We start from the raw sequence: 24,844 nt of genomic DNA on the forward strand, positions 1-24,844 counted from the left end.
CACGGCTGGAATGCCGCTCCTACAGACAAAACTCACCTATGCCGGGAATAGAATTGAGGTCACTCGAAAGACACGGCATTATAGCCGAAGAGGTTGCTCACTTCCACTGTTAATTCTTCACTTGCCGAGACTTTGTATACATCGGGAAGCTTGATGGTGACTCTGGAGCTGTTCTCTATGTCAAGGTGCAGGAAGCTGCGACAGATTCCCTGATAGCGGGAGATGATGTCCTTGAGCGTTTTGAGCTTCCCTTCATCGGCCTCTTTGGCGTCTATGGTGAAATTCACCTTTCTCGTTTCACGCTCAACCAGGTCGCGCAGAAGGACGATGTCGCTCGCCATCACCTTGGCCCCCTTCTCGCTCAACTCCACGGTGCCGGTGACGTGGATGGGATCGTCCCCCCTGAGCACCTCGGAACACTTGGCGTAGGTTTCCGGAAAGACCACCACCTCGACCGAACCCACCAGGTCCTCCAGCGCGAGGAAGGCCATACGGTCCCCCTTCTTGGTGATCAGCTCCTTGACGCTGGCCGGCACGCCGCAGATCCTCACCTCGCTCTTTTCCTTGGCGTCCAGGATGGTGGAGCAGTCCACGCTGGAGAAGCGCCTCATATCGGCGACGTAGCGGTCCAGCGGGTGCCCGGTGATGAAGAAGCCGATCGCCTCTTTCTCGCACCCCAGCCGATACTTCTCGTCCCACTCGGGGATGTCGGGAAGCCGGTTGCCGCCGCCGTTGGCGCCGCGCACGATCTCTGCCGCGCCGAAAAGAGACGCCTGCGCGCTCTCGCGCTCCTGCTGCACCCTCTGCCCGGCAGACGCGGCATCCTCCAGCCCCGCCATGAGCTGAGAGCGTTTGGCCCCGGTGCAGTCGAAGGCGCCGCACTTGATGAGAGCCTCTATCACCCTTTTGTTGACCCGGCGCAGGTCGACGCGCTCGCAGAAATCGAAGAGGTCCTTGAAAGGCTCGTCGCCGCGCGCCTCGATGATCGCCTCGATGGCGCCTTCGCCCACGTTCTTCACGGCCCCCAGACCGAAGCGCATCGCCTTGTCCAGCACGCGGAAGGAGCGGTCCGATTCGTTGATGTCGGGGGGGAGCACCTCGATCCCCATCTCGCGGCAGTCGCCGATGCTCTTGATGACCTTGTCGGTGTTCCCCATGTCCTCGGTCAAGAGGGCAGCCATGAACTCGACCGGGTAGTGGGCCTTCAGGAATGCGGTCTGGTAGGCGACCAGGGCGTAGGCTGCGGAGTGCGACTTGTTGAAGCCGTACTCGGCGAACTTCGCCATCAGGTCGAAGATGGCGGCGCACTTCTTCCCGTCCAGGCCAAGCTTCTCGGACCCCTCCAGGAACTTGTCGCGCTCCTTCGCCATCTGCTCGGCGTCCTTCTTACCCATGGCGCGGCGCAAAAGGTCCGCGCCGCCAAGCGAGTAGCCGGCGAGCGATCGGGAGATCTGCATGACCTGTTCCTGGTAGACGATGACGCCGTAGGTGTCTTTCAGGACCGGTTCAAGCTGCGGCAGGTCGTAGACGGTCTGCTTGCGGCCGTGCTTTCTTTCGATGAAGTCGTCCACCATGCCGCTGCCCAAGGGACCCGGACGGTAGAGGGCGCAGACCGCGATGATGTCCTCGAAGCAGGAAGGCTTCAGCTTGACCAGGAGTTCCTTCATGCCGCTGGACTCCAGCTGGAACACGCCTGTCGTGTTGCCGGCCTGCAGGAGCTTGTAGGATTCCTCGTCGTCGTCGCGCAATAGCGTGATGTCGAAGTTGGGGTCCTTGCCGTTTCTGATGTGCTTGCAGGCGTTGTCGATGACGGTCAGGTTCTTGAGCCCCAGGAAGTCGAACTTCACCAGACCGATCTTTTCCACGTACTTCATCGAGTACTGCGTGGTCAAGGAGCCGGTCTTCTGGTCCTTGTAGACGGGGCAGAATTCCTCCATCTGCCTCGGCGCGACCACGAGGCCGGCCGCATGCGTCGAGGCGTGGCGGGCAAGCCCCTCCAGCCTGAGCGCGACGGTCATGACCTCTTTCACCTTGGGGTCGGCCGCCATCAGCTCCTTCAGCTTCGGCTCCTGCTCCAGCGCCTTCTCCAGCGTGATGCCGAGCACCTCGGGGACCAGCTTCGCGATCCGGTCCACCTCGCCGAAGGTCAAATCGAGCGCGCGCCCCACGTCGCGGATGACGCCGCGCGCAGCCATGGTACCGAAGGTGATGATCTGGCAGACCTTCTCCCGGCCGTACTTCTCGACCATGTACTGGATCACCTCTTCGCGGCGATCCTGGCAGAAGTCGACGTCGATATCCGGCATGGAGATACGTTCCGGGTTCAGGAAGCGCTCGAAGAGGAGGTTGTACGGCATCGGATCGATATCGGTGATCCTGATGCAGAAGGCGACGAGAGAGCCCGCCGCCGAACCCCTGCCCGGGCCGACCGGGATGCCGTGGTCTTTGGCCCAGTTGATGAAGTCGGCGACGATCAGGAAGTACCCCGGGAACCCCATCTGCTTGATGCAGTCCAGCTCGATGCGCAGCCGGGCGTGGTAGGCCTGTTCCTGCTCTTCGGTCAAGTTGTACTTGATGCGGATCTTTTTCAGCCGCTCGACGAGGCCGACGGTCGCCTCGCGCTCCAGCTGCTGGTCAAGCGTCTCCCCTTCCGGGGCCTCGTAGGCGGGGAAGTAGTAGGTCTTGAAGTCGAATTCGAGGTTGCAGCGCTCGGCGATCTTGACCGTGTTCTCGATCGCCTCAGGGGCGTAATGAAACGCCTGCGCCATCTCCTGCGGCGTCTTCACGTAGAACTCGTCCACGGAGAACGCCATGTGGGTCGGGTCGCTCATGGTCTTGCCGGTCTGGATGCAGAGGAGGATCTCGTGGGCCCTCGCATCCTCGCGGTTCAGGTAATGGCAGTCGTTGGTGGCGACGAGCGGCAGGTCCATCTCACGCGCGATCTCCATGAGCCTGCGGTTGGCGACGTCCTGCTCGGGGAGCTTGTTCTCCTGCAGCTCGATGTAGTAGCTACCCGGGAAATGCTCGGCGTACCAGGAAGCCGCGGCGCGCGCCTCGTCCATCTTGTTCCTGCCGGCAAGGTACGCCACCTCCCCCTGCAGGCAGGCGGAGAGGACGATGAGCCCCTCCTTGTGCTTCAAAAGGAGCTCCTTGTCGATGCGGGGGCGGCGGTAGAACCCTTCCTTGTACCCTGCCGATACCAGGTAGGAGAGGTTCTTGAAGCCGATCATGTTTTCGCACAGAAGGATCAGGTGATAGCTGGAGGCCTGGTCGGGGCTGGAGGGAGCCTGCTTCAGAAACCTGTCCTGCGGCGCTATGTACACCTCGCTCCCCAGGATCGGCTTGATCCCTTTGTCCTTGCACTTCAAATAGAACTCAAGGGTGCCGAACATGTTGCCGTGGTCGGTCATGGCCACGGCCGGCATGTGGCACTCCTTCACCTTCTTCAGGAGGTCACCGATGCGGATCGCCCCGTCGAGGAGCGAGTACTGGGAGTGGAGATGGAGGTGAACGAAATTTGTTGAATCCATAAGGTGAACGTCCTGGCAAAGAAACGGCGGGAACTGGCTGAATCGAAACAATAAAAGGAGCCATCGCCTTAGGCGGCTCCTGTCTCTGTAACGGCGAAAAAAATGCGGTTAAATATGCCACGAATGGAGCCGCTATGTCAATGAGACACAGCTGGCTGCTCTCCTAATTTGCCGGTGAATCGCACGTCGGGCTTGGGGGGCATCACGGGGCAAAGAAGGGTGGCGCAGAAATTACTTGACTCGGAGCGAGAAATAAGTTTAACATCAAGCTATAAGAAATCAAACTAGATCCGGCGCTACCCCGAGCCTGCCTTTCCCGAACAGCTCGGGATTTATTTGCAGGATACAGTTTGACATCAAGCTGGTTAATATTGAACCGGACATCCAAGAACAGGAGGAGCAAACGCATGAACCAGAGCACCACCACCCAGGGACCCATTGTTGTCGATCTCGAGCCGGGCACCTACTACCGCTGTACCTGCGGCAAGTCGGCTACACCTTTTTGCGACGGCGCCCACGCGGGGAGCGACAAAGCGCCGCTGGCGTTCGAGGTCAAGGAAAAACAGCAGGTGTACCTGTGCAACTGCGGGAAAACCGCCAACGCGCCCTACTGCGACGGCAGCTGTCAGAAGGGGTAAATAGGACGTCGAAGCGCCAGGGTTGCCGGTGCAGGAAACGCGAGGTTGAACAAATGTTGAAATCAGTACATTGCATACTGCTGCTGACAGCCCTGGCCTACGCGGCTTGGATCGAGTGGTCCGTTCTCACCAGCGCGGGCTTACTGTGGGGGATCTTTTTCGGGTGCTTCATCGTCCCCTTTGCTCTCTTCGCCGTTCTGGGTTTAGCTCCGAAGAAAATGCCGGCCCGCGAGTAGGGTCGGGAAGGAGACATCATGATCACGATCAGAAAATCTGAAGACAGAGGGCATGCCGACCACGGCTGGCTCAACACCTATCACAGCTTTTCCTTCGCCGGATACTACGATCCGCGGCACATGGGTTTCAGCAACCTCCGGGTCATAAACGAAGACCGGGTGCAGCCGGGAGAGGGGTTCCCCACCCACCCCCACCGGGACATGGAGATCATCAGCTACGTTCTGGAAGGGGCACTGGAGCACCGCGACAGCATGGGAAACGGTTCGGTGATACGGCCGGGGGAAGTGCAGAGGATGAGCGCCGGCACCGGCATCACCCACAGCGAGTTCAACCATTCCAAAGAAGAGGGCCTTCACTTCTTCCAGATCTGGATCCTGCCGCAAAGCGAGGGGATCGCGCCGAGTTACGAGCAGAAGCTCTTTCCGGAGCAGGAAAAAAGAGGAGCCTTGCGGCTCATCGCCTCGGCAGACGGCGCCGAGGGCTCAGTCACCATAAACCAGGACGCGAGGTTGTACGCGACCCTTATCGATGGCGGGCAGGAAGTGGTGCACCACCTGGCGCGGGGGCGCCACGCATGGGTTCAAGCGGCACGCGGCAGCATAACCGTCAACGGCCATCTGCTCGAAGCAGGAGACGGCGCAGCGGTAAGCGGCGAGGACCTGGTGCGCCTGACGGCAAGGCAAAAAAGCGAGGTGCTGCTTTTCGATCTACCGTAAAGCGGGGTTGACACTGTTAAAACGAACGCGGCAGGGATACCGCTCCACCACGGCATAAACCGGGTTGAGCGGCACGCCTGCCGCGTTTTTTCGTTTTCAAAGGCTGAAAGCCATTTAACAGGGATGAAGGGGATAAAGGGGATATTCAAAAACCTTCAATCAGTTTTTTGTCTTTATCCCTTTCATCCCCTCCATCCCTGTAGATTGCCTTTAGCTAATACAGCGAACTATTCGATAATTATAGTTTCACTCGGTACGGAATAGATGCCGTTCATCCCGGCTCTGATGCTCTCCGCATCGAGCGGCACCTCGGACTGGGTGCCGCCGTCCATGTCCTTCAGGGGAGCGGTGCCGCGGGAGAGCTCGTCGCCGCCTATGATCAGCGTGAAGCGCGAGTTGAACTTGTCGGCGCGCCTCATCTGGCTCTTCAGGCTCTTCCCTTCATAGTCGATCTCCACGGCCGCGCCGCCGCGCTGCAGGGCCGACATGAGACGGAACGCCTCGGCGTGCGCATCCTCCCCCATGGCCGCGATGAAGAGGTCGGGGCGGCGCGAGAACTCCTTCTCGGCCAGAAGGAGCGCAACCCGCTCGACCCCCATGGCGAAGCCTATACCGGGTATCTGCGGCCCGCCGATCTCGGCGATGAGCCCGTCGTAGCGCCCCCCCGCCGCCACGGCGCTCTGGGCGCCCAGTAGCGTCGTCACCATCTCGAAGGTGGTCCGGGTGTAGTAGTCGAGGCCGCGCACCATCCTCTTGTTGATGGCGTAGGGGGTGCCGGCGAGCTCCAGGTATTTCCTGGTCTGGTCGAAGTGGGCGCTGCACTCGCCGCAAAGGTAGTCGAGCATGGAGGGAGCGCCCTTTGTCGCCTCCTGGCAGCCTGCGGACTTGCAGTCCAAGGCGCGCAGCGGGTTCGACTCGTAGCGGCGCTTGCAGTCCTCGCACAGGCTGTCGATCCGGTCCAGGAGAAACTTCTTGAGCGCGTCGCGGTAGAGCGGACGGCAGCAGGGGCATCCCAGCGAGTTGATCTGCAGGCTGGGCTCGGTCAATCCCAGTTCGTTGAAGAAATGGGTCAGCATGGTGAGCACCTGAGCGTCGACGCTCGGGGCGGCCACCCCGGTGATCTCGGCGCCGATCTGGTGGAACTGGCGGTAGCGCCCCTTTTGGGGACGCTCGTAACGGAACATCGGCCCCATGTAGTAAAGGCGCGCCACCGGGTCGACGGCGTGCATCTTGTGCTCGACGTAAGCCCGCATCACCGACGCGGTCCCCTCCGGGCGCATGGTCACCTTGTTCTCCCCCTTGTCCACGAAGGAGTACATCTCCTTTTCCACGATGTCGGTCGCATCGCCAATGGAGCGGCAGAAAAGCTCGGTCTTCTCGAGGATGGGAATCCTGATCTCGGAGAGCCCGTAAAGTTCGAAAACCCGCCGCGCAGTCGCCTCGATGTACTGCCACTTCTCGACTTCGCCCGGGAGAATGTCGTTGAAACCCTTGATACCTGTTATGGCCACGTCAATAACTCTCCTTGTGCAGATTTATAAAAAACAAAAGAGCCGGGAGGCTCCAAGACCTGATTCGTTTGGGGGGAAACGGCTTGCTCTGATCAGGGAGGGGTGGTCAGCCTCTGGGCGTGGAAGGCCTTGTTCTTGCCGGCGGTCTTGCCGCGGTACATCGCCTGATCCGCCATCTCGAGGAGTTCCGTTTTCGTGGAGGCGTCGTCCGGGGAGCAGGCGTAGCCGAGGCTGACGGTGAGCTTGATGGAGAGCCCGTCGGCCTTGGAGAAGGTATGTGCCTCCACCATCTTCCTGATACGCTCGGCTACTATCGCGGCGCCGTCCAGCCCGGTCTCGACCAGCACGATGGTGTACTCGTCGCCGCCGTAGCGGATCACGGCATCCACGTCGCGGACGCTCTTTCTGAGCAGGCTGCCGATCTCCCGCAGCACCCGGCTGCCGATCAGGTGCCCGAAGGTGTCGTTCACCGATTTGAAGAGGTCGATGTCCAGAAAGAGCACGGAGAGGTTGGAACCGTAGCGCTCCGAGCGCTTCAGCTCCCGCTCCAGCACCACGTCGAGGTATCGGTAGTTGTAAAGGCCGGTCAACTCGTCGATGTAGAGCAGGTCTTTGGCGAAGTTGTAACGTGCGGCGTTGTCGAGAGCCAGCGAGGCTTGATCGAGTAGGAAGGTGACGTGCTTGCGGTTCACCTCCCTGGGGAGCGTGGAGTCGGGGTCGTTGAACAGGATGATGACCCCTTCCAGCGTGCTTTTCTGGCGGATATAGAGGCAGATCGCCTCCCTGATCTCGCCGAATCCCGCCCCTTCCGGAAGAAAATCCCTGAGCATGACCAGGTTGCTGACGCCGTCGTCATGCAGGTCGCACTCGGCGATCACCGCCTGACCCAGCAGGGGTGCGCTCTGCTCGTCGATCCCCTTCAGCTCGTGCAGCACCAGCTGCCCACCCTCGCTGAAGTAGCCCAACCCACGGTTGGCGCCGATCTCTTTGGACAGCGCCTCCATCAAAAGAGGATAGATGCGCTCCAATTCCAGGCAGTTGGCTATGTTCTGGCTTACCTGGAACAGGTTGACCAGCCCTTTCAGCTCGAGGTTCTCGTCCAGGAGCCTGCGCTGCTCCAGGCAGTGCGCGACGATATGCCGGAACTCGTCGTGGTTGATAGGTTTGATGAGGTAGTCGGTCGCCCCGTTTTTCAGCGCGTAGATGGCGGTTTCCACATTGGCGTGCCCGGTCACCATGATGACCGCCGTGGCAGGGTCCAGCCTCTTTACCGTCGACAGAATGTCCAGTCCGCTGACGTCGCGCATCACCAGGTCGGTGACAACCAGGTGATACCCGCCCTTTCCTATCATCTCCAATGCCTCTTCACCGGAGACGGCCACCTCGACGCTGTAGCCATCTTCCTTGAGAAGGTCTGTGAAGATCTCTCTGAAGAAGCTGTCGTCTTCGACTAAAAGAATCCTTTCCATACAACGGATCTCCAGGAATGCCGGGTATATTCTGGACAATTCCCGCCTAAACTATCAGATAGACGTTCGAAGTGTCAATTAAAATGCCCCCAAGGCATTGATACAATAACGGTACCTTCTTGTGCCAGTACCGCCTCTACTGTACCTTCATGGTCGGTGCGATAGACCCTGACGCCGTGCCTTTGCAGCCGGGACATGGTAGCGGGAGCGGGGAGACGGAAGACGTTCGCATATCCGACTGAAATCACTGCGTCTTTCGGAGCCAGCGCACCGATAAACGGGTCGCAGGTCGAGTACCGGCTGCCATGATGCGCCACCTTTAAGAGGGAAGAGCGTGAGAGCGTCCCCCGCGCCAGGAGTTCCCGTTCGCCTTTTTCCCCCAGGTCTGCTGCAAGAAACACCGACGCCGCCCCGTGGCTCAACCTGAACACCAGCGAGGAGTCGTTGGCGTCTCCGGAAGCAGGCGGGTCCGGCGACGACGGCCATAACGGCTGCACGGTCGCGCCGCCGGCGCTGAACTCCCCCAGCGCGCCGTTCACCCTGCGCACCGCAACCCCGCGTGCGGCCAAGATCCACTTGAGCTGTCCGTACTCGTAGGAGGCAGACGGAACGCCGCTTTCCCAGAACTCCCCCACCTCGAACCTGGCGGCAAGATAGGAGACCCCCTGCAGATGGTCGGGGTGCTCGTGGGTGAGCACCAGGTAGTCGATGCGCCGCACCCCTAAAGCGTTCAGCGCCGGCAGCAGCAGGCGCGGCCCGACCTTGGCCGACGCATCATTGGCATTCCCCCCGCCGTCCACCAGCATCCACTTCCCGTCGGGCAAATGGGCCAGCGTCGCGTCCCCCTGCCCCACGCTCAGAAAGTACAGGTGCAACAGCCCATCGCCGGCGCCCCCTGCCGGAACGGCCCGCCAAACCAGCGCCAGGAGCAGGGGGGAGAGCGCCGCCAGCCGCTTGACCTTGGAGTCCGGGAAGGTGACCGCGCAAAGTGCCAGGCAGGCGAGCAGCAGGTCGAGCTTCCCCGGTAGGTATCCGGTCAAAACCGGGGCCAGGGAGAGGTATTCGATCACCCGGTCCGAAAGACGAACCAGCAGGCCTGCGAGCTGCAGCAGCGCCTGCGCGGCCGGTTCGGCGAGACGGCTCAAGGAAAGCGAGGCGAAGCCGGCTACGACCGCGCCGTACCCCATGAGCGGCACCACCAGCAGGTTCGCGACCAGCCCAACCAGGCTCACCCGTTGAAAGTAATACGCCACCGGGACCAGCGTCGCCAAGACCGCAGCCAGCGAGGCTGCCGCCAAAAGCCACAGCCAGCGCAGCAGCGCAGGGAGCTTGGTGACGGGCGCCGCCAGAGGGGGAGCGAGGACGACCAGTCCCCAGATGGCCAGGAAGGAGAGTTGGAACGACACCTCGAACAAGTCCTGAGGAGCAAGGAACAAGATGGCGCAGGCGGCGAGCATGACGGTATTGACCGGATCCATCTCGCGCCTTAGATATAGCGCCGCCACCACCGCGCCGATCATCAGCACGCTTCTCAGCGTGGCCGGTGCCGCCCCGGTCAGGAACAGGTAAAAGACCAGCACCGGCAGCACCAAAAGCGGAAGCACCTGCCTCAGGTTCAGGCGCAGGGCCAACGGCTCGCAGCGGCGCGCCGCGAAGAACAGCAGCTGAAACAAGGCCAGGAAGATGATTCCCACATGGAAGCCGGATATGGAGAGGATGTGGTTCACCCCGCTTCTGGCGTAGGCATCCTGCAACTGCTCCGGCACATCCCCCTTGTCCCCGAGGAGCAGCGCCTTCAGCACGCCCCCCTCGCTGCCGGGGACCTCCCTCATGACGAAGTGCCCGAGCGAAGCCGCCAGCCGGTCCATCCGGTGAGCCAGTCCCGTCCCCGAACGCAGCAGCACGATCTCCTCTGCCTTTAGTACGAAGCCGGTGGCGAAAACGCCTTGATAGGCAAGGCGGCGCGCCTGCTCCACCTCTCCCGGCAAACCCAGGTTGCGCGGTTTGCGAATCCTGGAACGGAAAAGGATCCGGTCGCCGCTGCAAAAGGGCACCCTCCCCTCCCTGACGTAAACGAGCAGGCGCCCCCGTGCTTCAGTCTCGCCGGATCCGGTCCGAAGCTGCTCCACCTGCAGGTACAGCTTCGCGCCTCCAGTCACCGTACCCTCCGGGCGCTGGTCCACGACCCCCTCGACCAGCACCGGCCCAGCGCCGGCCACCGCGGCAAGGCGGTCGGCAGGGCGCAGAAATACAGAGAGAGAAAGGGCGCCCCAGACGAAGAACAGCAGGGAAAGCGAGAGCCTAAAGGGGAAGGGGCTTCGGACGAAACAGGCGGTAAAGGTAATGGCGAGGAGTGCTATCAGGGTCCAGAACGGGGGGAGGGCATCGAGAAGATCGGCGCTGACCAAGCCGGCGACCAGGGAGGCAAGCGGTACCAGCAGGGGTCTCTCCAGAGGGCGCCTCCTCTTTTCCTTATTGCGGCCGCAGGCGGGTCTGCGGCGCAGGATCAACCACCGGGGTTTATCTACAGTTGATCCTTCCCACAAACTAACCTGCGGCTGGACAGCCCCTGTTCACAGTTCGCCACTGAGCTAAAGCATTGAATTGACAGCTATTGATCACCGACTGAACCGCGCATGTGCATCTTTAGCACAGTGGCACTTGCAAAAGCTGCATCAAAATCCCAGACGATACTGCCGACATTCTGACGCTATTACAACAGGTTACAGGAAAACAACCGACTGTCGCGGTTTTGGTATGGCGGTTGAAAAGAAGAAACAAACGGCATATACGGGGGTGACACGATGGGATACCGAGATCGCAGCACTGACGACAGGTCTGGAGCTTACGGCTACTGCATCATGGAAGTGCGGCTCAGGAAAAAGAACGCTCCGGCCGGCACGAAAGACGATCTGCGGTTAATGACCGTCGACAGCCACTGGGACACCCTGCGCTTCGTCCAGGACAACATGGATGACTGCGTGCGCAACGTGGTGCGGCTCAAGCGCATGGAACCGGCAGCCGAGCAGCGGGTGGATGAAAGCGCGGCGCTCTTCGAGAGAAACCTTGAGCCGCTGGTCTCTACTCTGGCAGCCGCCCAGGGGCAAGGGGTGATGGACAAGCTGTCGACGTCGTTGAAAAAAGCCCTCCTGCTCATGGTGATGGAGCGCTACCAGAGCGACCGGGAAAAAGCCTGCCGCGTGCTCGGCATCTCCCGCGAGAAGCTTGAAAAGGAACTGAAACTCTGCGGCGTTCCCCGCTGACGGGAACCTGCGTCGCCTAATAGTATTCTTCCTGATAAGAGGGGATCTCCGCGCACCAGCGGGGGTCCCTTTTTGCGTGCTGCAAGGCCTCATCCACAGTCTCGATCAGGCGCTCCCGGTCCTTTGGGTAGCTGCCGGCGAGGTTCAAAAAGTTGGAGACGTGGTTCGAGCGCAGGATGGTCCCCTGGGGGTGCAGCCCTTCCAGAAGGGCGCGTGTTTCCAGCAGGATCTCTCCGTGGCTCAAAGGCTCGATCAGCTTCAGGAAATCGTCGTTGTGGCGCTGGAACATGGTGAGCAGCGAGAAGTACTCGGGGGAAAGCGCGCTCACCCACTTTGCCGTGGCGGCGGCATGCTCGGCGCTCCGTTTTCTGCCGGCAAGCCCCAGGATGGCCGTCACCGACAGCTTGATCCCCGCGCTCTTCGCCTTGCGGCACAGCTCCAGCATCTCCTCCGGCTCAAACCCCTTGTCCACCAGCTTGAGCGTCTCCGCGTCCCCGCTTTCCAGCCCGAAGTAGAGGATGCGCAATTTCTTGCCGCGCAAAACGGCCAGCTCATCGACGCTTTTGGTGCCGAGGCTGTTCGGGGAGGCATAGCCGCCGACCCGGGTCAGCGCGGGAAAGGTCTCGGCCAGCAAATCGAGGATCGACTCCAACCCCTTTTGCGGGTAGATGAGCGCGTCCCCGTCGGCAAGAAATACCCGCTTCACTTGGGCGCGGTAGCGCGGGGGGATGGAGCCGATCTCGGCCCGCACCTCGTCGAGGCTGCGGATGCGGAAGCGCTTCATCTTGTACATGCCGCAGAACTTGCAGCTGTTCTGGGAGCAGCCGATGGTGATCTGGAAGATCAGGCTCCCCGCCTCCGAGGGGGGGCGAAAGAGCGGCTCGTCGTAGTTGAAGAAGTACATGGCAGGTTCTCTCCATCGTGAATGGTCCCGGTGCTGCGGACCCGCCCACCATACCGGAGTACCCCCCGCCCTTTCCAGAAAAAAGTGCTACTCCACCACGCGCAGCCCCTTGAGCGCCGCGGTAAAGGGTGCCGAGACGCCGACCTCCCCCTTCCCCAGCGCTGCCAGGTCGGTGATCCTGGCGAGAATCCACCCGTCCCCGCTTTCGTCCCTGATCACGACCAAAGCGCCGGGACGGAGATCGACGGCGGATGCAGCGCGGCTTTTCCAGTAGTGGGATCCCATGACGACCGTGCCGTCTGGCTGCCTGACGCAGCTTTGGGACGCTTCGGATTCCCCGGTCGCGGCAAGCTCCTCCGTGCAGGGGCGGACCCCCAGCCAGCCGTTGGAACCGATCTCCTCGTCTGCCACGAAATAGAGATGGTCGTCCTCGGGAAGCCTCTGCATCGCGGCCTCAGCCAAAGCTGCTTCCACGCTGCGGTTTTCCTCCCGCACTCTCAGGGTCCGTTGCATGGTTCTCATAGTGTCCTCTACGGTGTTCAAGGACTCCAATGGATCTTCGGCATGACAGGGGACAGTAATGGCAATAAATAGGAACATGACAAGAGCACGCATAGCCCACCTCCTCAAGCGATCTCACAGTAACATTACCATCCATTAATTTTCATTGCAACAGCAAGACATAAATTATTTTTCATGACTATTACTGTCAGGAAGATACCGGCACAAAGACAGGGGGTTGGGAGTTCTGTGTATCAAGAAGGTTGTGGGATAGGGATATGTCAGACGAGGAGGAAGAATCAGGTTTTATCTTCTTATGACAGAGTATGAAGACGCAGCCTGCCTTTAGTCTATGACAATAAGACGAGGGCACCTGCCTCTACAGGGTAAGCCGCCCGTAGCGCAGATAGAAAAAGGGGGGCGACAAGCTCGCCCCCCTTCCCTTTGCTACTCTGGTTGCCGGCCTCTAGGCGAGGCGGTTGGCGTACATGGGGAAACGCTTCATCAGCGCGTTGACCTGGCCCTTTACTGCGGCGAGCTTGGCCTCGTCGGTGACGTTGCCAAGGACTTCGGCGATGAACCCTGCCACCTGCTCCATCTCGGCCTCTTTCAGCCCGTGGCTGGTCGCAGCCGGGGTGCCGATGCGGATGCCGGAGGTGATGAACGGCGAGCGGGTGTCGAAGGGGATGCCGTTCTTGTTGACGGTGATCCCGGCGCGGTCGAGCGCCTCTTCGGCTACCTTGCCGGTCAGCTCGGTCTGGGAGAGGTCCACCAGCATCAGGTGGTTGTCGGTCCCGCCGGAGGTGAGCTTGAAGCCGCGCTTGGTGAGCCCTTCGGCGAGCGCCTTGGCGTTCTTCACGATCTGCCCCTGGTACTGCTTGAACTCCGGGGTCAGCGCCTCCTTGAAGGCGACGGCCTTGGCGGCGATCACGTGCATGAGCGGGCCGCCCTGGATCCCCGGGAAGATGTTGGAGTTAAGGGTCTTGGCCCAGTCCTCGCGGCACATGATCATGCCGCCGCGCGGTCCGCGCAGGGTCTTGTGGGTGGTGGTGGTGACGAACTCGGCGTAGGGAACCGGGCTCGGGTGCAGCCCTGCCGCGACGAGGCCGGCGATGTGCGCCATGTCCACCATGACCACTGCGCCCACCTTGTCGGCGATGCGGCGGAAGGCCTCGAAGTCGATGATGCGCGGATAGGCCGAGGCGCCGACGACGATCATCTTCGGCTTGTGCTCGAGGGCGAGGCGCTCGGTCTCCTCGTAGTCGATGGTCTGGGTCTCCTTGGAGACGCCGTAGGGGACGATGTTGAAGAGCTTGCCGGAGAAGTTGACCGGGCTGCCGTGGGTCAGGTGGCCGCCGTGGGCGAGGTTCATCCCGAGCACGGTGTCGCCGGGCTTCAGCACGGAGAAGTAGACAGCCATGTTGGCCTGGGAACCGGAGTGCGGCTGCACGTTCACGTGGTCGGCGCCGAAGAGCTCCTTGGCGCGGTCGATGGCGAGGTTCTCCACCACGTCGACGCAGTGGCAGCCGCCGTAGTAACGCTTGCCGGGATACCCTTCGGCGTACTTGTTGGTGAGGACCGAGCCCTGCGCCTCGAGCACCGCCGGGGAGACGAAGTTCTCCGAGGCGATCAGTTCGAGGTTGTACTCCTGGCGCTCGGTCTCGTGCCTGATGACCTCAGCGACTGCCGGATCGAATGTTTCCAGTACTGACATTTTTGTTTCTCCTAAAAAGCGTGTTGAAATGAGAAAACGGGACTCCGGAGAGTCCCGTTGTTGCTGGTAACGGATGCTGCTGGTGGGCGAAAATCAGGAAAGCTTGGTTCCCAATTGGCGCTCGACTGCGGCGATCTTGTCCAGGCGCCCCTGGTGCCTTCCCGCGGCGAACGCGGTGTCCAGCCAGGCGGCCACCATCTCGCGGGCGAGTTCGGTTTTCAGCACGCGCCCGCCGAGCACCAGTATGTTCGCGTTGTTGTGCTCCTTGGCCATGGTCGCCATGAAGACGTCCGTGGCAAGTGCCGCGCGTACCCCGGGGAACTTGTTGGCCACGATGGACATGCCGATTCCGGTGCCGCAGACCAGGATCCCCTTCTCCGCGCTCCCTTCCGAGACGCGGCGGGACACGGCCACCCCGAAATCGGGGTAGTCGACGGAGTCTCCGTTATGGGTGCCGAGGTCTTCGCAGGGGATCCCCCTCGCGTCTAGGAGGTTCTTGATCTCGTTCTTCAGCTCGAGGCCGCCGTGATCGCTGCCGAGGACTATCATGCCTACACCTTCTTAAAGAGCAGCGACGCGTTGGTCCCGCCGAAGCCGAAGGAGTTGCTCATGGCGTACTCCACCTTGGCGTCGCGCGCCGTATTCGGGACGTAGTCCAGGTCGCACTCGGGGTCCGGATCCGTGTAGTTGATGGTCGGGGGCACCACGGAGTTCTGCATCGCCATGAGCGAGAAGCAGGCCTCTATGCCGCCGGCGGCTCCCAGCAGGTGGCCGGTCATCGACTTCGTGGAAGATACCATGAGCTTGAAGGCGTGGTCGCCGAAGACGGTCTTGATGGCCGTGGTCTCGCCGACGTCGCCGTACGGGGTGGAAGTGCCGTGGGCGTTGATGTAGTCGACCTGCTCCGGGTTGATGCCTGCGGTCCTGAGCGCCATCTTCATGCAGCGCGCCGCCCCCTCGCCGCCGGGGGCGGGAGATGTCAGGTGATAGGCGTCGCCGGAAAGGCCGTAGCCGACCACCTCGCCGTAGATCTTGGCGCCGCGTGCCTTGGCCGCCTCGTACTCCTCCAGCACCACGATGCCGGCCCCTTCGGAGAGGATGAAGCCGTCCCTCCCCTTGTCGAAGGGTCTGGAGGCGCCTGCCGGGTTGTCGTTGTTGGTGGAGAGCGCCTTCATGACGGAGAAACCGCCGATCCCCAGGGGGGTCACGGTCGATTCGGTGCCGCCGGCGATCATGGCGTCTGCATCGCCGCGCTGAATCATGTGGTAGGCGTCGCCGATGGAGTGGGTGCCCGTAGCGCAGGCCGAGACGGAAGAGACGTTGGGTCCCTTAGCGCCGTACTTGATGGAGATGTGCCCCGGAGCCAGGTTGATGATCAGCATCGGGATGAAGAACGGGGAGATCTTCTTGTACCCCCCTTCCTGCAGCGCCGTGTGGTAGCGCTCGATGGCGGGGAGGCCGCCCAGCCCGGCGCCGACCAGGACGCCGATGCGCTCGGCGTTCTCTTCGTCGATCACGAGGCCGGAGTCTTCCATGGCGAAATGGGCTGCGGCAAGCGCGTACTGGATGAAGAGATCCATCTTCTTGATCTCTTTTTTATCGATGAAATCCTCGGGGACGAAGTCCTTCACCTCACCCGCGATCTTCACCGGCAGGTCAGAGGCATCAAAACGGGTGATCGGGGCGATGCCGGACTTGCCGGCCACCAGTGCATCCCAGTTCTTGCCGTTTCCGGTCCCAAGCGGGGAAACCACACCGACTCCCGTAACAACAACTCTTCTCATACTCTCAACTCTCCTTGGAAACTGTCTCGAACATGGCCGCCGAAACAGGCGGCATGAAAAAGGGGAAGTAAAACTCCCCCCTTTCTACTAGGTATGATCGGTGATGTAGTCGATTGCGTCCTGGACGGACTGGATTTTTTCGGCGTCTTCGTCAGAGATTTCGATTTCAAACTCTTCTTCGAGGGCCATTACCAGTTCCACGGTATCCAGCGAGTCAGCGCCGAGGTCATCCATGAAGGAAGACTCATTGGTCACCTGAGCCTCGTCTACACCAAGCTGTTCGGCAACTATTTCTTTAATGCGTTTTTCGATCGAAGCCATCTATACCACCTCCATTTGATTGAAACGTTCAGACGATTTTGATTTTGTTCTGGTGAAGCCTGCTATTTCATAGCATGAAAAGTTAAATTTGCAAAAGGTATTTTTGGCGCTGAAAGTAAAAAGAATGCCGTTAGCCGGCTCACATGTACATGCCGCCGTTGACTGACAGGACATGCCCGGTAATGTAGGCTGCCGCGTCCGAAACGAGGAACAAAACGGCCCCGGAGATGTCGTCGGCGGAGCCCAGCCGCCCCATGGGGATCTGCTCCTGGAGCGACTCGCGGGTCTTCTCGGAGAGCTCGCTGGTCATGTCGGTCTCTATGAAGCCCGGCGTCACCGCGTTCACCGTTACGTTCCTGCGGGCCAGTTCCCTGGCTACCGACTTGGTGAGGCCGATCATCCCCGCCTTGGAGGCGCAGTAGTTGGCCTGCCCCGGGTTCCCCATCTCGCCGACGACCGAGGAGACGTTGACGATCCTGCCGTAGCGCGCCTTGGACATGATCTTCGCGGCCTCGCGGGTGCAGTTGAAGCTCCCCTTCAGGTTCACGTCGAGCACCGCGTCCCAGTCCTCTTCCTTCATCCTGAGAAGGAGGCCGTCCTTGGTGATCCCGGCGTTGTTCACCAGGATGTCGACCTTGCCGAAGGCGGCTACCGCCTCTTTGAAGAGCGCCTCGACCTCGGAGACGACGGAGACGTCGACCTTTACCGCGAGTGCACGGCCGCCGGCAGCTGCGATCTCGTCCGCTGTGCGCGCAGCACCTTCCTTGGTGGTGGCGGTGACCACCACGGCGGCCCCCTGTAGCGCGAGCTTCAGCGCGATGGCGCGGCCGATGCCGCGGGAGGCGCCGGTAACTATCGCTACCTGTCCGTTCAAGCTCATATAGCCCCTCCTGTCAAAGCCTTAATGCCGGTCACGTCCTGCACGTTGAAGCTGGCGGTTTCCTTGTTGATCCTCTTCACCAGGCCGGCGAGCACCTTGCCCGGGCCGATCTCGACGAAGTTGGTGACGCCGGCGGCGACGATCTGCTGCACGATCTGGTCCCAGAGGACCGGGGCGCAGACCTGCTCCACCAGAAGCGGCTTCACGCGTGCGGGGTCGGAGTTGGGCTTCGCCTCCACGTTGGTGACCACCGGGGTCGCGAGCGGGTTCACCTGCACCGGCTGAAGCGTCTCGGCCAGCCGCTCGGCCGCCTTCTGCATCAGGGCGCAATGGAAAGGGGCGCTGACCGGAAGGAGCATCGCCTTCCTGAAACCTTTGGCCTTGGCGATCTCGATGGCGCGGTTGACCGCCGCCGTGTGGCCGGCGACGACGATCTGCCCCGGCGAATTGAAGTTCGCGGGAGAGACCACCTCGCCCTGAGCCGCCTCGGCGCAGATCTCGGCCAACTGCTCGGCCTCGGCCCCCAGGATGGCAGCCATGGCGCCCACGCCGACCGGGACCGCGTCCTGCATGAAGCTGCCGCGCGCCCTAACCGTCCTCAGCGCGTCGGCGAAGTCGAGCGCGCCCGAGGCTACCAGCGCGGAGTACTCGCCCAGCGAGTGGCCGGCCAGAAACGACGGGGTGAGCGGCGTCTCCTCCCGGAGAACCCTCAAGGCCGCTACGCTCGCCGCGAGGATCGCCGGCTGCGTGTTGGCGGTGAGCTTCAGTGCCTCCTCGGGCCCTTCGAAGCAAAGGCGCGACAGGGAGAAACCAAGCGCGTCGTCCGCCTCCTCGAAACTGATCCTGGCGCTCTTGAAGTTCTCCGCCAGCTCCTTGCCCATCCCGGCGTGCTGCGACCCCTGCCCCGGGAAGATGAATGCATAAGATTGCATAAATAACCTCTTTTCTGTTTAGTGCAGCGACTGTGCACCTCCCCCTGGAGCGGGGAAGTCGTATCGAGCCGCTACGCGCCCCCTCCCTGTCCCTCCCCCTCCGGGGGAGGGAACGTCGATGGGAGACTATCTACCAGCGGATCAGGGAGGCGCCCCAGGTGAGGCCGCCGCCGAAGGCGTCGATAAGCAGGATGTCCCCTTCCTTGAGCCGGCCGGCGCGCACCGCCTCGTCCAGCGCGATCGGGATCGACGCAGCCGAGGTGTTGCCGTAGCGGTCCAGGTTGACGAAGACGCGCTCGCCGGTGATGCCGAGCCTCTTGCCGATGGAATCGACGATCCTCTGGTTGGCCTGGTGCGGGATGAAAAGGGAGACGTCATCGGGGGTGAGCCCGTTTGCCGCAAGCGCCTCCTGGGCGACCTCGCCCATGGCGCGCACCGCCAGCTTGAACACCTCGTTCCCCTGCATGGTCAGGTAGACCAGGCGGTCGTCCAGGTTCTTCTGGGTCGCCGGGTTGCGGCTGCCGGCCCCCTTCTGGTACAGGATCTCCCAGTAGTTGCCGTCGCTGTGCATGTGGGTGGAGAGGATGCCGCTCTCACCCTCGACCGCCTCCAGGACCACCGCCCCGGAACCGTCGCCGAAAAGAAGGCAGGTGTTGCGGTCGGTCCAGTCCACGATGCGGGAAAGGACCTCGGCGCCTATGACCAGCGCCTTCTTGACCTTGCCGGAGAGGATGTATTTCTCGGCGGTGGCCAAGGCGTAGATGAAACCGGAGCAGGCGGCGGAGAGGTCGAAGCAGAATGCGTTGGGGGCCTTGATGATCTGTTGCACGATGCAGGCGGTAGCGGGGAAGGGGAAGTCGGGGGTCAGGGTGCCGACCACGATGAGGTCGAGCTCTTCCGGCGCCACCCCCGCTGCCTCCAGCGCCCTTTGTGCCGCCAGCGCAGCGAAGGTCGAGGTGAATTCCCCTTCCGAGGCGATGCGCCTCTCCCGGATTCCGGTACGGGAGACGATCCATTCGTCGCTGGTGTCCACCATTTTTTCAATGTCGAAATTGGTCAGTACTTTCTGCGGCACGGCGGAGCCGGTACCGGTGATCTTCGGACGAATCATGAAGCAACCCTTTCTGTTCCTGCGTCGGGCGCCTGGGCGCCCTCACGCTCACGTGCGTCGCCGGGGAAACTCTCGTTGAGCTTCTCGGCCATGCGGCCGTTAACCCCCTTGAGCGCATATTCATGAGCAAAGCGGATAGCGTTTTTGATAGCTTTGGGATTGGAACCGCCGTGGCAGATCATGCCGACGCCGTTGATCCCAAGCAGGGGCGCGCCGCCATACTCTGCGTAATCTACGGTTTTCTTGAAGTTATTGAAGGCCTTGCGGCTTAGGAGGTAGCCGATCTGGGACAGGAAGCTGCTTTTGATCTCGGCCTTGAGCATCTTGCCCACGGCTTCGGCGAGTCCTTCGGAGAGTTTCAGCGCAACGTTGCCGACGAAGCCGTCGCAAACGACCACATCGACCGAGCCGTTGAAGATGTCTCGCCCCTCGACGTAGCCGATGTAGTTGATCGGCTTTTCGCGCAACAAGGCGCTGGTTTCGCGGGTGAGCTCATTCCCCTTGCTCGCCTCCTCGCCGTTGGAAAGGAGGCCGACCTTGGGGTTGTCGACCCCCATGACGAACCTGGCGTACACCTCGCCCATGACGGCGAACTGCACCAGGTGTATCGGCTTGCAGTCGACGTTGCCGCCGACGTCGAGCACCAGGGTCTTGCCGGAGACGGTGGGAAAAAGCTGGGCGATCGCGGCGCGGTCTATCCCCTTCATCCTTTTCAGCACGAACATGCCGGCCGCCATGGTGGCGCCAGAGTTGCCGGCGCTTACCACTGCTACAGCCTCGCCCCCCTTGACCAGTTCAAAGGCGACGCGGATGGAGGAGTCCTTCTTCTTGCGTACCGCGTCGGAGGCGGAGTCGTGCATGCCGACCACTTCGGAGGCATGCCAGACCTCGATGTCGAGTCCCTTGCAGTCGTAGCGGGCCAGTTCAGCCCGAACCTTTTCGGCGTCTCCGACCAGGGTGACCGGCACGCCGAACTCCCTGGCCGCAGCTACTGCACCTTCTACTTCAACATGAGGGGCGTTGTCGCCCCCCATTACATCGACAGCAACTCTCATATTTCCCCTGGGGAACGTATTCCGTACAGTCACGACAGTGTGAAACCGAGAAGACTAGAGTTCTTCGGCTTTCAGCACCTGGCGTCCCTTGTAGGTGCCGCAGGAGGGGCAGACGCAATGCGGGAGCTTGGGGGCTTTGCACTGGGGGCAGGTCGAGACAGTGGGAGGAGTCAGGAAGTCATGTGCACGCCTCATGTTCTTGCGCGACTTGGAGGTCTTCTTCTTAGGTACAGCCATGGTAATTCTCCTTTTTTACTTTTCTATCTTGATCTTCTTCAGGGCGGCCATCTTCAAATTAATCCCGCCGCGATCGCAGCCGCATTCTCCGGCGTTAAGGTCAGCGCCGCACTGCGGGCAAAGCCCCAGGCACGACTCTTTGCACAAAGGCTTATATGGTATCTCCAGCATGACCTGTTCCGCGATCTCGGGTGCCAGGTCGATCTCGTCGCCGCTGTAGCTGGCGGAGATCAGTTCCTCGTCGGAGAGTTCAACTTCCTCGTCGAGTTCCTCACCTTTGGCTTCCGTATAGAAGATGGTGAACTCCGAGGAGACGGAGGACTCGTACTCGGCAAGGCAGCGCGAGCAGGTAAGCCTGACTGCCGTTTCCACCTTGCCGGCCGCCCTCACGTGGTCGTATTCCCAGACCGCCGAAACTTGGGCTGTAACCGGTGCGGTGAAGCTGCACTCGCCTGCTTTTTCCATCTCCATCAGGGCGGGAAAGTGGGAGGCTGGCTCCGCTTCGGAGAGGTCGACCTGCTTCTTCTTAACCTTCTCGATCTCTATCTTCAAGACGGTCTCCCCCTTTTTCAAAGTTTCTCAGTATATAGATGGCGACTTTTTTGTCAAGGCAAATCTGAGGAACGGCACGCCTATCACAGCCCCATTGTCAGGGCTTTACCAACCCAACCTGTAGTCGAGACTGACACCACTGTCTGAGCCGGAAAACTGTTCCAGTTGCTGCTCGGCCCGCTCACTCAGAGCGCCGAAAATCCTGCTCTTCTTCTTGGGAGGACGTATCAACTCGGGCTCCCCCTTGATACCCCCCAGCCGCCCGGCTTCCTCGACTGCGTCCTGCAGGGTGCCGATCCGGTCCACGAGCTTTGCAGCCAGCGCCTGCTCTCCGGAAAAGATCCTGCCGTCGGCGATGGCGCGCACCTGTTCGACCGGAAGCTTTCTTCCCTCGGCGACCGCCTTTATGAACTGCTGGTGCGTGCTGTCGATCACCCCCTGCAGCATCCCCCTCTCCTCGTCGCTCATGGTGCGGACCGGGGAGCCTACGTCCTTGAACTTGCCGGTCTTGATGGTGAAGGCCTTCAGCCCCACCTTGTCCATCAGCCCCTCGATGTTGGAGAACTTCATCAGGACGCCGATGCTCCCGGTGATGGTGCCTGGGTTGGCGTAGATGAGGGTAGCAGGCGCAGCCGCGTAGTACCCACCCGAAGCGGCGACGCTCCCCATGGAGACCACCACCTTCTTCACCTTCGCCACCCCCTTCACTGCGGCGTAGATCTCCTGGGAGGGGCCGACGACTCCGCCCGGCGAGTCGATGCGCAAGACCACCGCCTTCACCCGCTCGTCCTTTTTCAGCTCGCGCAGCTGCCGCACCGTCTCCTGCCCGTCGACGATCAGCCCCTTCAGTTCGACCAGGCCGACCCCGTCGCCCTTCAAGCTATCCCCGTCGTTCAATAACGCTTTGACGACGCCGACACAGAAAAGGAAAAGAAGCAACACCCCTGCTATGAACAAGGAGCCATAGAGCATGCATCCCTTTTTCATTCTTCCTCCTAAAGCTTTACCTGCAGCTGGCGAACACAATAAGGCAGCTGCTTTGCTGTAAACTCAATCCCGCAGTTTTTTCCTTGTCATAGGCGCGGCCGTTATCCTATATCTGTAATGGGCGCATGACAAAGGCAGACGGCACGGCGCCAACAACTCTACACTATGAGCGGTCACGCGCAAAAACAAAATAAGCGGCGCGCATCCGCAGCAACGAGAAGAGGAGCTATGAGACTACTTGTCATCTCAGACAGCCACGGCAATTACGCACATGCCTTCAGGGCGCATCAGATGGCCGGCGATGTCGACGGGATAATCCATTTGGGAGACGGCTCCGAGGACGCACGCATGCTGGAAGAAGTACTGGGAGTGACGGTACACAAGGTGGCGGGGAACTGCGACTTCGACCGCGGCCTCCCGGCGGAGCTCACCTTGGAACTGGGCGAGTGCCGCATCCTGGCGACGCACGGCAACAGGGAGCGGGTGAAAAGCGGGTTGAAGGAGCTGATCGGCAAGGGGATCGAAGCGAAAGCTTCCGTGGTGCTCTACGGCCACACGCACCTACCCGCGGTCGAGGCGGCGCACGGCATGCTGCTCGTCAACCCGGGACCTTTGAAGGAAGGTTTAGCCGGAAGCTTCGCCATCGTCACCATTCACGGCGCGACGGCGAGCGCCAAGCTGTACCCTATCTAGCAGCCGCAGCCGCAGTTATGGCAGACCTTGCGGTTCTCGCTGTCGGGGGCGACCGTTTCCGGCGCGAACGCGATGCGGTTCACGGCGCGCCTTATGTCTTCGAGCGGGTCGAGGTGGGGGCTCTGGCCGATGACGTGTCCCACGCAGACGTTGCTGATCCCGTCCGAAGGGGAAGCGATCCTCACCGAATTCAAAAGGTCGCCGTAGCTCTTCACCTCGATGACCTCGCCGCAGGCGATTCCCCGCTCCAGCGTGATGCCGAAGCGCTCCAGCTCCTGCGCCAGTTCCGCGAAAAACAGATCGAACGTCACCCCGCCGAAGGGGCTTTCCCACTCCGGCCTGCTTTGCGCCCGCCCGTAGCAGGTGAGCCTCATTTGTTTTGCCATTCTCTATAACCTCTTAAAAACAGGGAGGGGCTCTACCCCCCAGCCCCTGCTTTTCGATGCATGGAGCTGAAGATCATGTCCAGCACCGCCTTTTGCTTGGCCTCATACTTGTTCAATACAGCGAGACAGGTCCCCATCGGGAACTGCTCGTGCAGGTAGTCCGAATCACGCCCCGACAATATCACGATCCTGTTCTTGTCCATCCCTAACGAGACGGCGTAGTTGAGAATCTTGGTCCCATCCAGCATCGGCATTTCCAGGTCGACCAGCAGCAGGTCGATATCCTGCTCCTTGAGTGCGGTGAGCGCCTCCAAGGGGTCGGTACACCCCACCACATCCAAAAGTGGATAGAGGGCCCGTATCTTGTCAGTCAATGCCCCGATGAAAGGTGCATCGTCATCCACAATAAGAATCTTTCCCATCGATACCTCAACCTATCTATTTAAGAACCCGGGTCGCCGCGGTCAGCACCGGGAAGGGGACGTTCAAGTCCAGGGACTTGGCTGCTTTCATGTTGACGATCAGGTCAACGCGTTTGGGGGTCACTACCGGAAGCTGCGCTGGCCTCTTTCCAGCCAGTATGCGAGCTACGTACTCGGCGGCCACTTGCCCCTGCTCAACCGGGTCTGCCTCAAGCGAGATAGTCGCGCCCTTGTGCGCCGCCCCGGGCATCTGCGAGATCACCGGGATTCTCAGGTCGGTGGCGCGGTGCACGATCTTCTCGAAATTGCGGCTGCCCACGGTGCACTCGGTGACGTAAATGCAGTCTACACGGGAAGCGAAAAGCGACGCAAGCGCGGCATCGAACCCTGCCGAGGAAGCGAGGTTCGCCTCGACCACGACCAGTCCTGCTTGCGCGGCTATCCTGCGGGCCTCTTTCAATTGGACCTGGGACCCTTCCTCCCTGCTGGCGCAGACAACGCCCAGCGACCGGATCGGCTTGAGATCCATGGCGGTCTTGACCAGGGTGACCAGGGGGACCTTGGAACTGACCCCGGCGATGTTGCGCCCGCTCGATACCATGCTCTTCGCCACCCCGGTCTCGACCGGCCCGTAGACATCGGCATAGACTATCGGGATATCGTGCGACTCGCGCAGCGCAGCCAAAGCGGCGGAGGTACCGTAGGCGACGATGACGTCGGCGCCGATGGCGTTGAACTTACGGACGCTGTTGGACCAGGAGATGAGATCGGGGTTGGGGGTCTGGGTGATGACTTCGACGTTGCTTTGGTCATACCCCTTGAGCACAAGCGCCTTCACGAAGGCCTTGTGGGCCTCGCGATAGCGCGGGAGATCGCAGGTCAGAAGCGCGGCGACCAGTTTTCCGGCCGCGCGGGAGTCCGACGCCGGTACCAGGGCGCATATCATAATCAGCAGGAATATGAAGCGGATCGATTTCAGGGTACCTGCTCCTTGTCCTTAA

General features: G+C 61.2%; 24 protein-coding genes. 4 read left to right on the forward strand and 20 right to left on the reverse strand.

The features are described from left to right. Positions 1-59: 59 nt before the first annotated feature. Complete coding sequence (gene dnaE / locus K419_RS0105000; RefSeq protein WP_026840622.1) at positions 60-3,530, reverse strand: DNA polymerase III subunit alpha; 3,471 nt, start codon at positions 3,528-3,530, stop codon at positions 60-62. Positions 3,531-3,937: 407 nt separating this feature from the next. Here dnaE and K419_RS0105005 point away from each other — a divergent pair, with 407 nt between their 5' ends. Beyond that, a complete protein-coding gene (locus K419_RS0105005; protein WP_012531528.1) occupies positions 3,938-4,168 on the forward strand; it encodes a CDGSH iron-sulfur domain-containing protein in 231 nt (76 codons plus the stop codon). 254 nt (positions 4,169-4,422) lie between these two features. Continuing rightward, positions 4,423-5,121 (forward strand): pirin family protein, encoded by a 699-nt coding sequence (locus K419_RS21620; RefSeq protein WP_035496907.1) that lies wholly within the window; start codon positions 4,423-4,425, stop codon positions 5,119-5,121. A gap of 227 nt (positions 5,122-5,348) precedes the next feature. Here the strand turns inward: K419_RS21620 and hisS are convergent, their stop codons facing one another. From hisS to K419_RS0105030, 3 genes are all read right to left on the reverse strand, one after another. Next, complete coding sequence (gene hisS / locus K419_RS0105020) at positions 5,349-6,632, reverse strand: histidine--tRNA ligase (RefSeq protein WP_026840624.1); 1,284 nt, start codon at positions 6,630-6,632, stop codon at positions 5,349-5,351. Between the two features lie 92 nt (positions 6,633-6,724). Next, complete coding sequence (locus K419_RS0105025; protein WP_026840625.1) at positions 6,725-8,101, reverse strand: GGDEF domain-containing response regulator; 1,377 nt, start codon at positions 8,099-8,101, stop codon at positions 6,725-6,727. Between the two features lie 74 nt (positions 8,102-8,175). Next, complete coding sequence (locus tag K419_RS0105030) at positions 8,176-10,509, reverse strand: DNA internalization-related competence protein ComEC/Rec2 (RefSeq protein ID WP_051292895.1); 2,334 nt, start codon at positions 10,507-10,509, stop codon at positions 8,176-8,178. Between the two features lie 396 nt (positions 10,510-10,905). On the opposite strand from K419_RS0105030, the gene K419_RS0105035 reads away from it, so the two are divergent. Continuing rightward, the gene (locus K419_RS0105035; RefSeq protein WP_026840627.1) at positions 10,906-11,364 is read left to right on the forward strand and encodes a hypothetical protein; all 459 of its coding nucleotides are present in this window, start codon (positions 10,906-10,908) and stop codon (positions 11,362-11,364) included. A gap of 16 nt (positions 11,365-11,380) precedes the next feature. Here the strand turns inward: K419_RS0105035 and K419_RS0105040 are convergent, their stop codons facing one another. The 13 genes from K419_RS0105040 to sppA all read right to left on the reverse strand — a co-directional run bounded on the left by K419_RS0105040 (position 11,381) and on the right by sppA (position 22,342). Then, on the reverse strand, positions 11,381-12,268 hold the full coding sequence (locus K419_RS0105040; RefSeq protein ID WP_026840628.1) for a radical SAM protein: 888 nt from the start codon (positions 12,266-12,268) through the stop codon (positions 11,381-11,383). An 87-nt stretch (positions 12,269-12,355) separates the two neighbouring features. Next, positions 12,356-12,790 (reverse strand): hypothetical protein, encoded by a 435-nt coding sequence (locus K419_RS0105045; protein ID WP_226377625.1) that lies wholly within the window; start codon positions 12,788-12,790, stop codon positions 12,356-12,358. Positions 12,791-13,235: 445 nt separating this feature from the next. Continuing rightward, on the reverse strand, positions 13,236-14,483 hold the full coding sequence (gene glyA, locus K419_RS0105050; protein ID WP_026840630.1) for a serine hydroxymethyltransferase: 1,248 nt from the start codon (positions 14,481-14,483) through the stop codon (positions 13,236-13,238). 93 nt (positions 14,484-14,576) lie between these two features. Beyond that, on the reverse strand, positions 14,577-15,032 hold the full coding sequence (gene rpiB / locus K419_RS0105055) for a ribose 5-phosphate isomerase B (protein ID WP_026840631.1): 456 nt from the start codon (positions 15,030-15,032) through the stop codon (positions 14,577-14,579). Positions 15,033-15,034: 2 nt separating this feature from the next. Continuing rightward, positions 15,035-16,267: a beta-ketoacyl-ACP synthase II gene (gene fabF, locus K419_RS0105060; protein WP_026840632.1), complete on the reverse strand. Its 1,233-nt coding sequence runs from the start codon at positions 16,265-16,267 to the stop codon at positions 15,035-15,037. 87 nt (positions 16,268-16,354) lie between these two features. Further along, entirely contained in the window at positions 16,355-16,588 is a 234-nt protein-coding gene (gene acpP / locus K419_RS0105065) for an acyl carrier protein (protein WP_012531540.1), read from the reverse strand. Between the two features lie 139 nt (positions 16,589-16,727). Beyond that, positions 16,728-17,468 (reverse strand): 3-oxoacyl-[acyl-carrier-protein] reductase, encoded by a 741-nt coding sequence (gene fabG / locus K419_RS0105070; RefSeq protein ID WP_012531541.1) that lies wholly within the window; start codon positions 17,466-17,468, stop codon positions 16,728-16,730. Continuing rightward, on the reverse strand, positions 17,465-18,400 hold the full coding sequence (gene fabD, locus K419_RS0105075; RefSeq protein ID WP_026840633.1) for an ACP S-malonyltransferase: 936 nt from the start codon (positions 18,398-18,400) through the stop codon (positions 17,465-17,467). The genes fabG and fabD overlap by 4 nt, the downstream gene beginning before the upstream one ends. Positions 18,401-18,530: 130 nt before the next feature. Beyond that, positions 18,531-19,511, reverse strand: coding sequence for a beta-ketoacyl-ACP synthase III (locus K419_RS0105080; protein WP_012531543.1), 981 nt, complete (start codon positions 19,509-19,511; stop codon positions 18,531-18,533). Continuing rightward, a complete protein-coding gene (gene plsX / locus K419_RS0105085) occupies positions 19,508-20,566 on the reverse strand; it encodes a phosphate acyltransferase PlsX (RefSeq protein ID WP_026840634.1) in 1,059 nt (352 codons plus the stop codon). Before plsX ends, K419_RS0105080 begins: the two co-directional genes overlap by 4 nt. A gap of 54 nt (positions 20,567-20,620) precedes the next feature. Next, positions 20,621-20,803: a 50S ribosomal protein L32 gene (gene rpmF, locus K419_RS0105090; RefSeq protein WP_012531545.1), complete on the reverse strand. Its 183-nt coding sequence runs from the start codon at positions 20,801-20,803 to the stop codon at positions 20,621-20,623. Between the two features lie 15 nt (positions 20,804-20,818). After that, positions 20,819-21,355 carry a YceD family protein gene (locus K419_RS0105095; protein ID WP_026840635.1) on the reverse strand — a complete coding sequence of 179 codons (537 nt, stop codon included), beginning with the start codon at positions 21,353-21,355 and terminating at the stop codon, positions 20,819-20,821. A gap of 105 nt (positions 21,356-21,460) precedes the next feature. Then, a complete protein-coding gene (gene sppA / locus K419_RS0105100; protein ID WP_026840636.1) occupies positions 21,461-22,342 on the reverse strand; it encodes a signal peptide peptidase SppA in 882 nt (293 codons plus the stop codon). Between the two features lie 228 nt (positions 22,343-22,570). Between sppA and K419_RS0105105 the strand changes: the two genes are divergently transcribed. After that, a complete protein-coding gene (locus tag K419_RS0105105; RefSeq protein WP_026840637.1) occupies positions 22,571-23,035 on the forward strand; it encodes a metallophosphoesterase family protein in 465 nt (154 codons plus the stop codon). Here the strand turns inward: K419_RS0105105 and K419_RS0105110 are convergent. Genes K419_RS0105110 through K419_RS0105120 form a run of 3 tightly spaced genes read right to left on the reverse strand, consistent with a single transcriptional unit; the run spans position 23,032 to position 24,789 of the window. After that, positions 23,032-23,421 (reverse strand): hypothetical protein, encoded by a 390-nt coding sequence (locus K419_RS0105110; RefSeq protein WP_026840638.1) that lies wholly within the window; start codon positions 23,419-23,421, stop codon positions 23,032-23,034. The genes K419_RS0105105 and K419_RS0105110 overlap by 4 nt on opposite strands. A 32-nt stretch (positions 23,422-23,453) precedes the next feature. Beyond that, positions 23,454-23,843: a response regulator gene (locus K419_RS0105115; protein WP_026840639.1), complete on the reverse strand. Its 390-nt coding sequence runs from the start codon at positions 23,841-23,843 to the stop codon at positions 23,454-23,456. 16 nt (positions 23,844-23,859) lie between these two features. Next, a complete protein-coding gene (locus K419_RS0105120; RefSeq protein ID WP_051292878.1) occupies positions 23,860-24,789 on the reverse strand; it encodes an ABC transporter substrate-binding protein in 930 nt (309 codons plus the stop codon). Between the last annotated feature and the right edge of the window lie 55 nt (positions 24,790-24,844).

The sequence above is a fragment of the Citrifermentans bremense R1 genome (assembly GCF_000426865.1).
Lineage (GTDB): Bacteria > Desulfobacterota > Desulfuromonadia > Geobacterales > Geobacteraceae > Geomonas > Geomonas bremensis.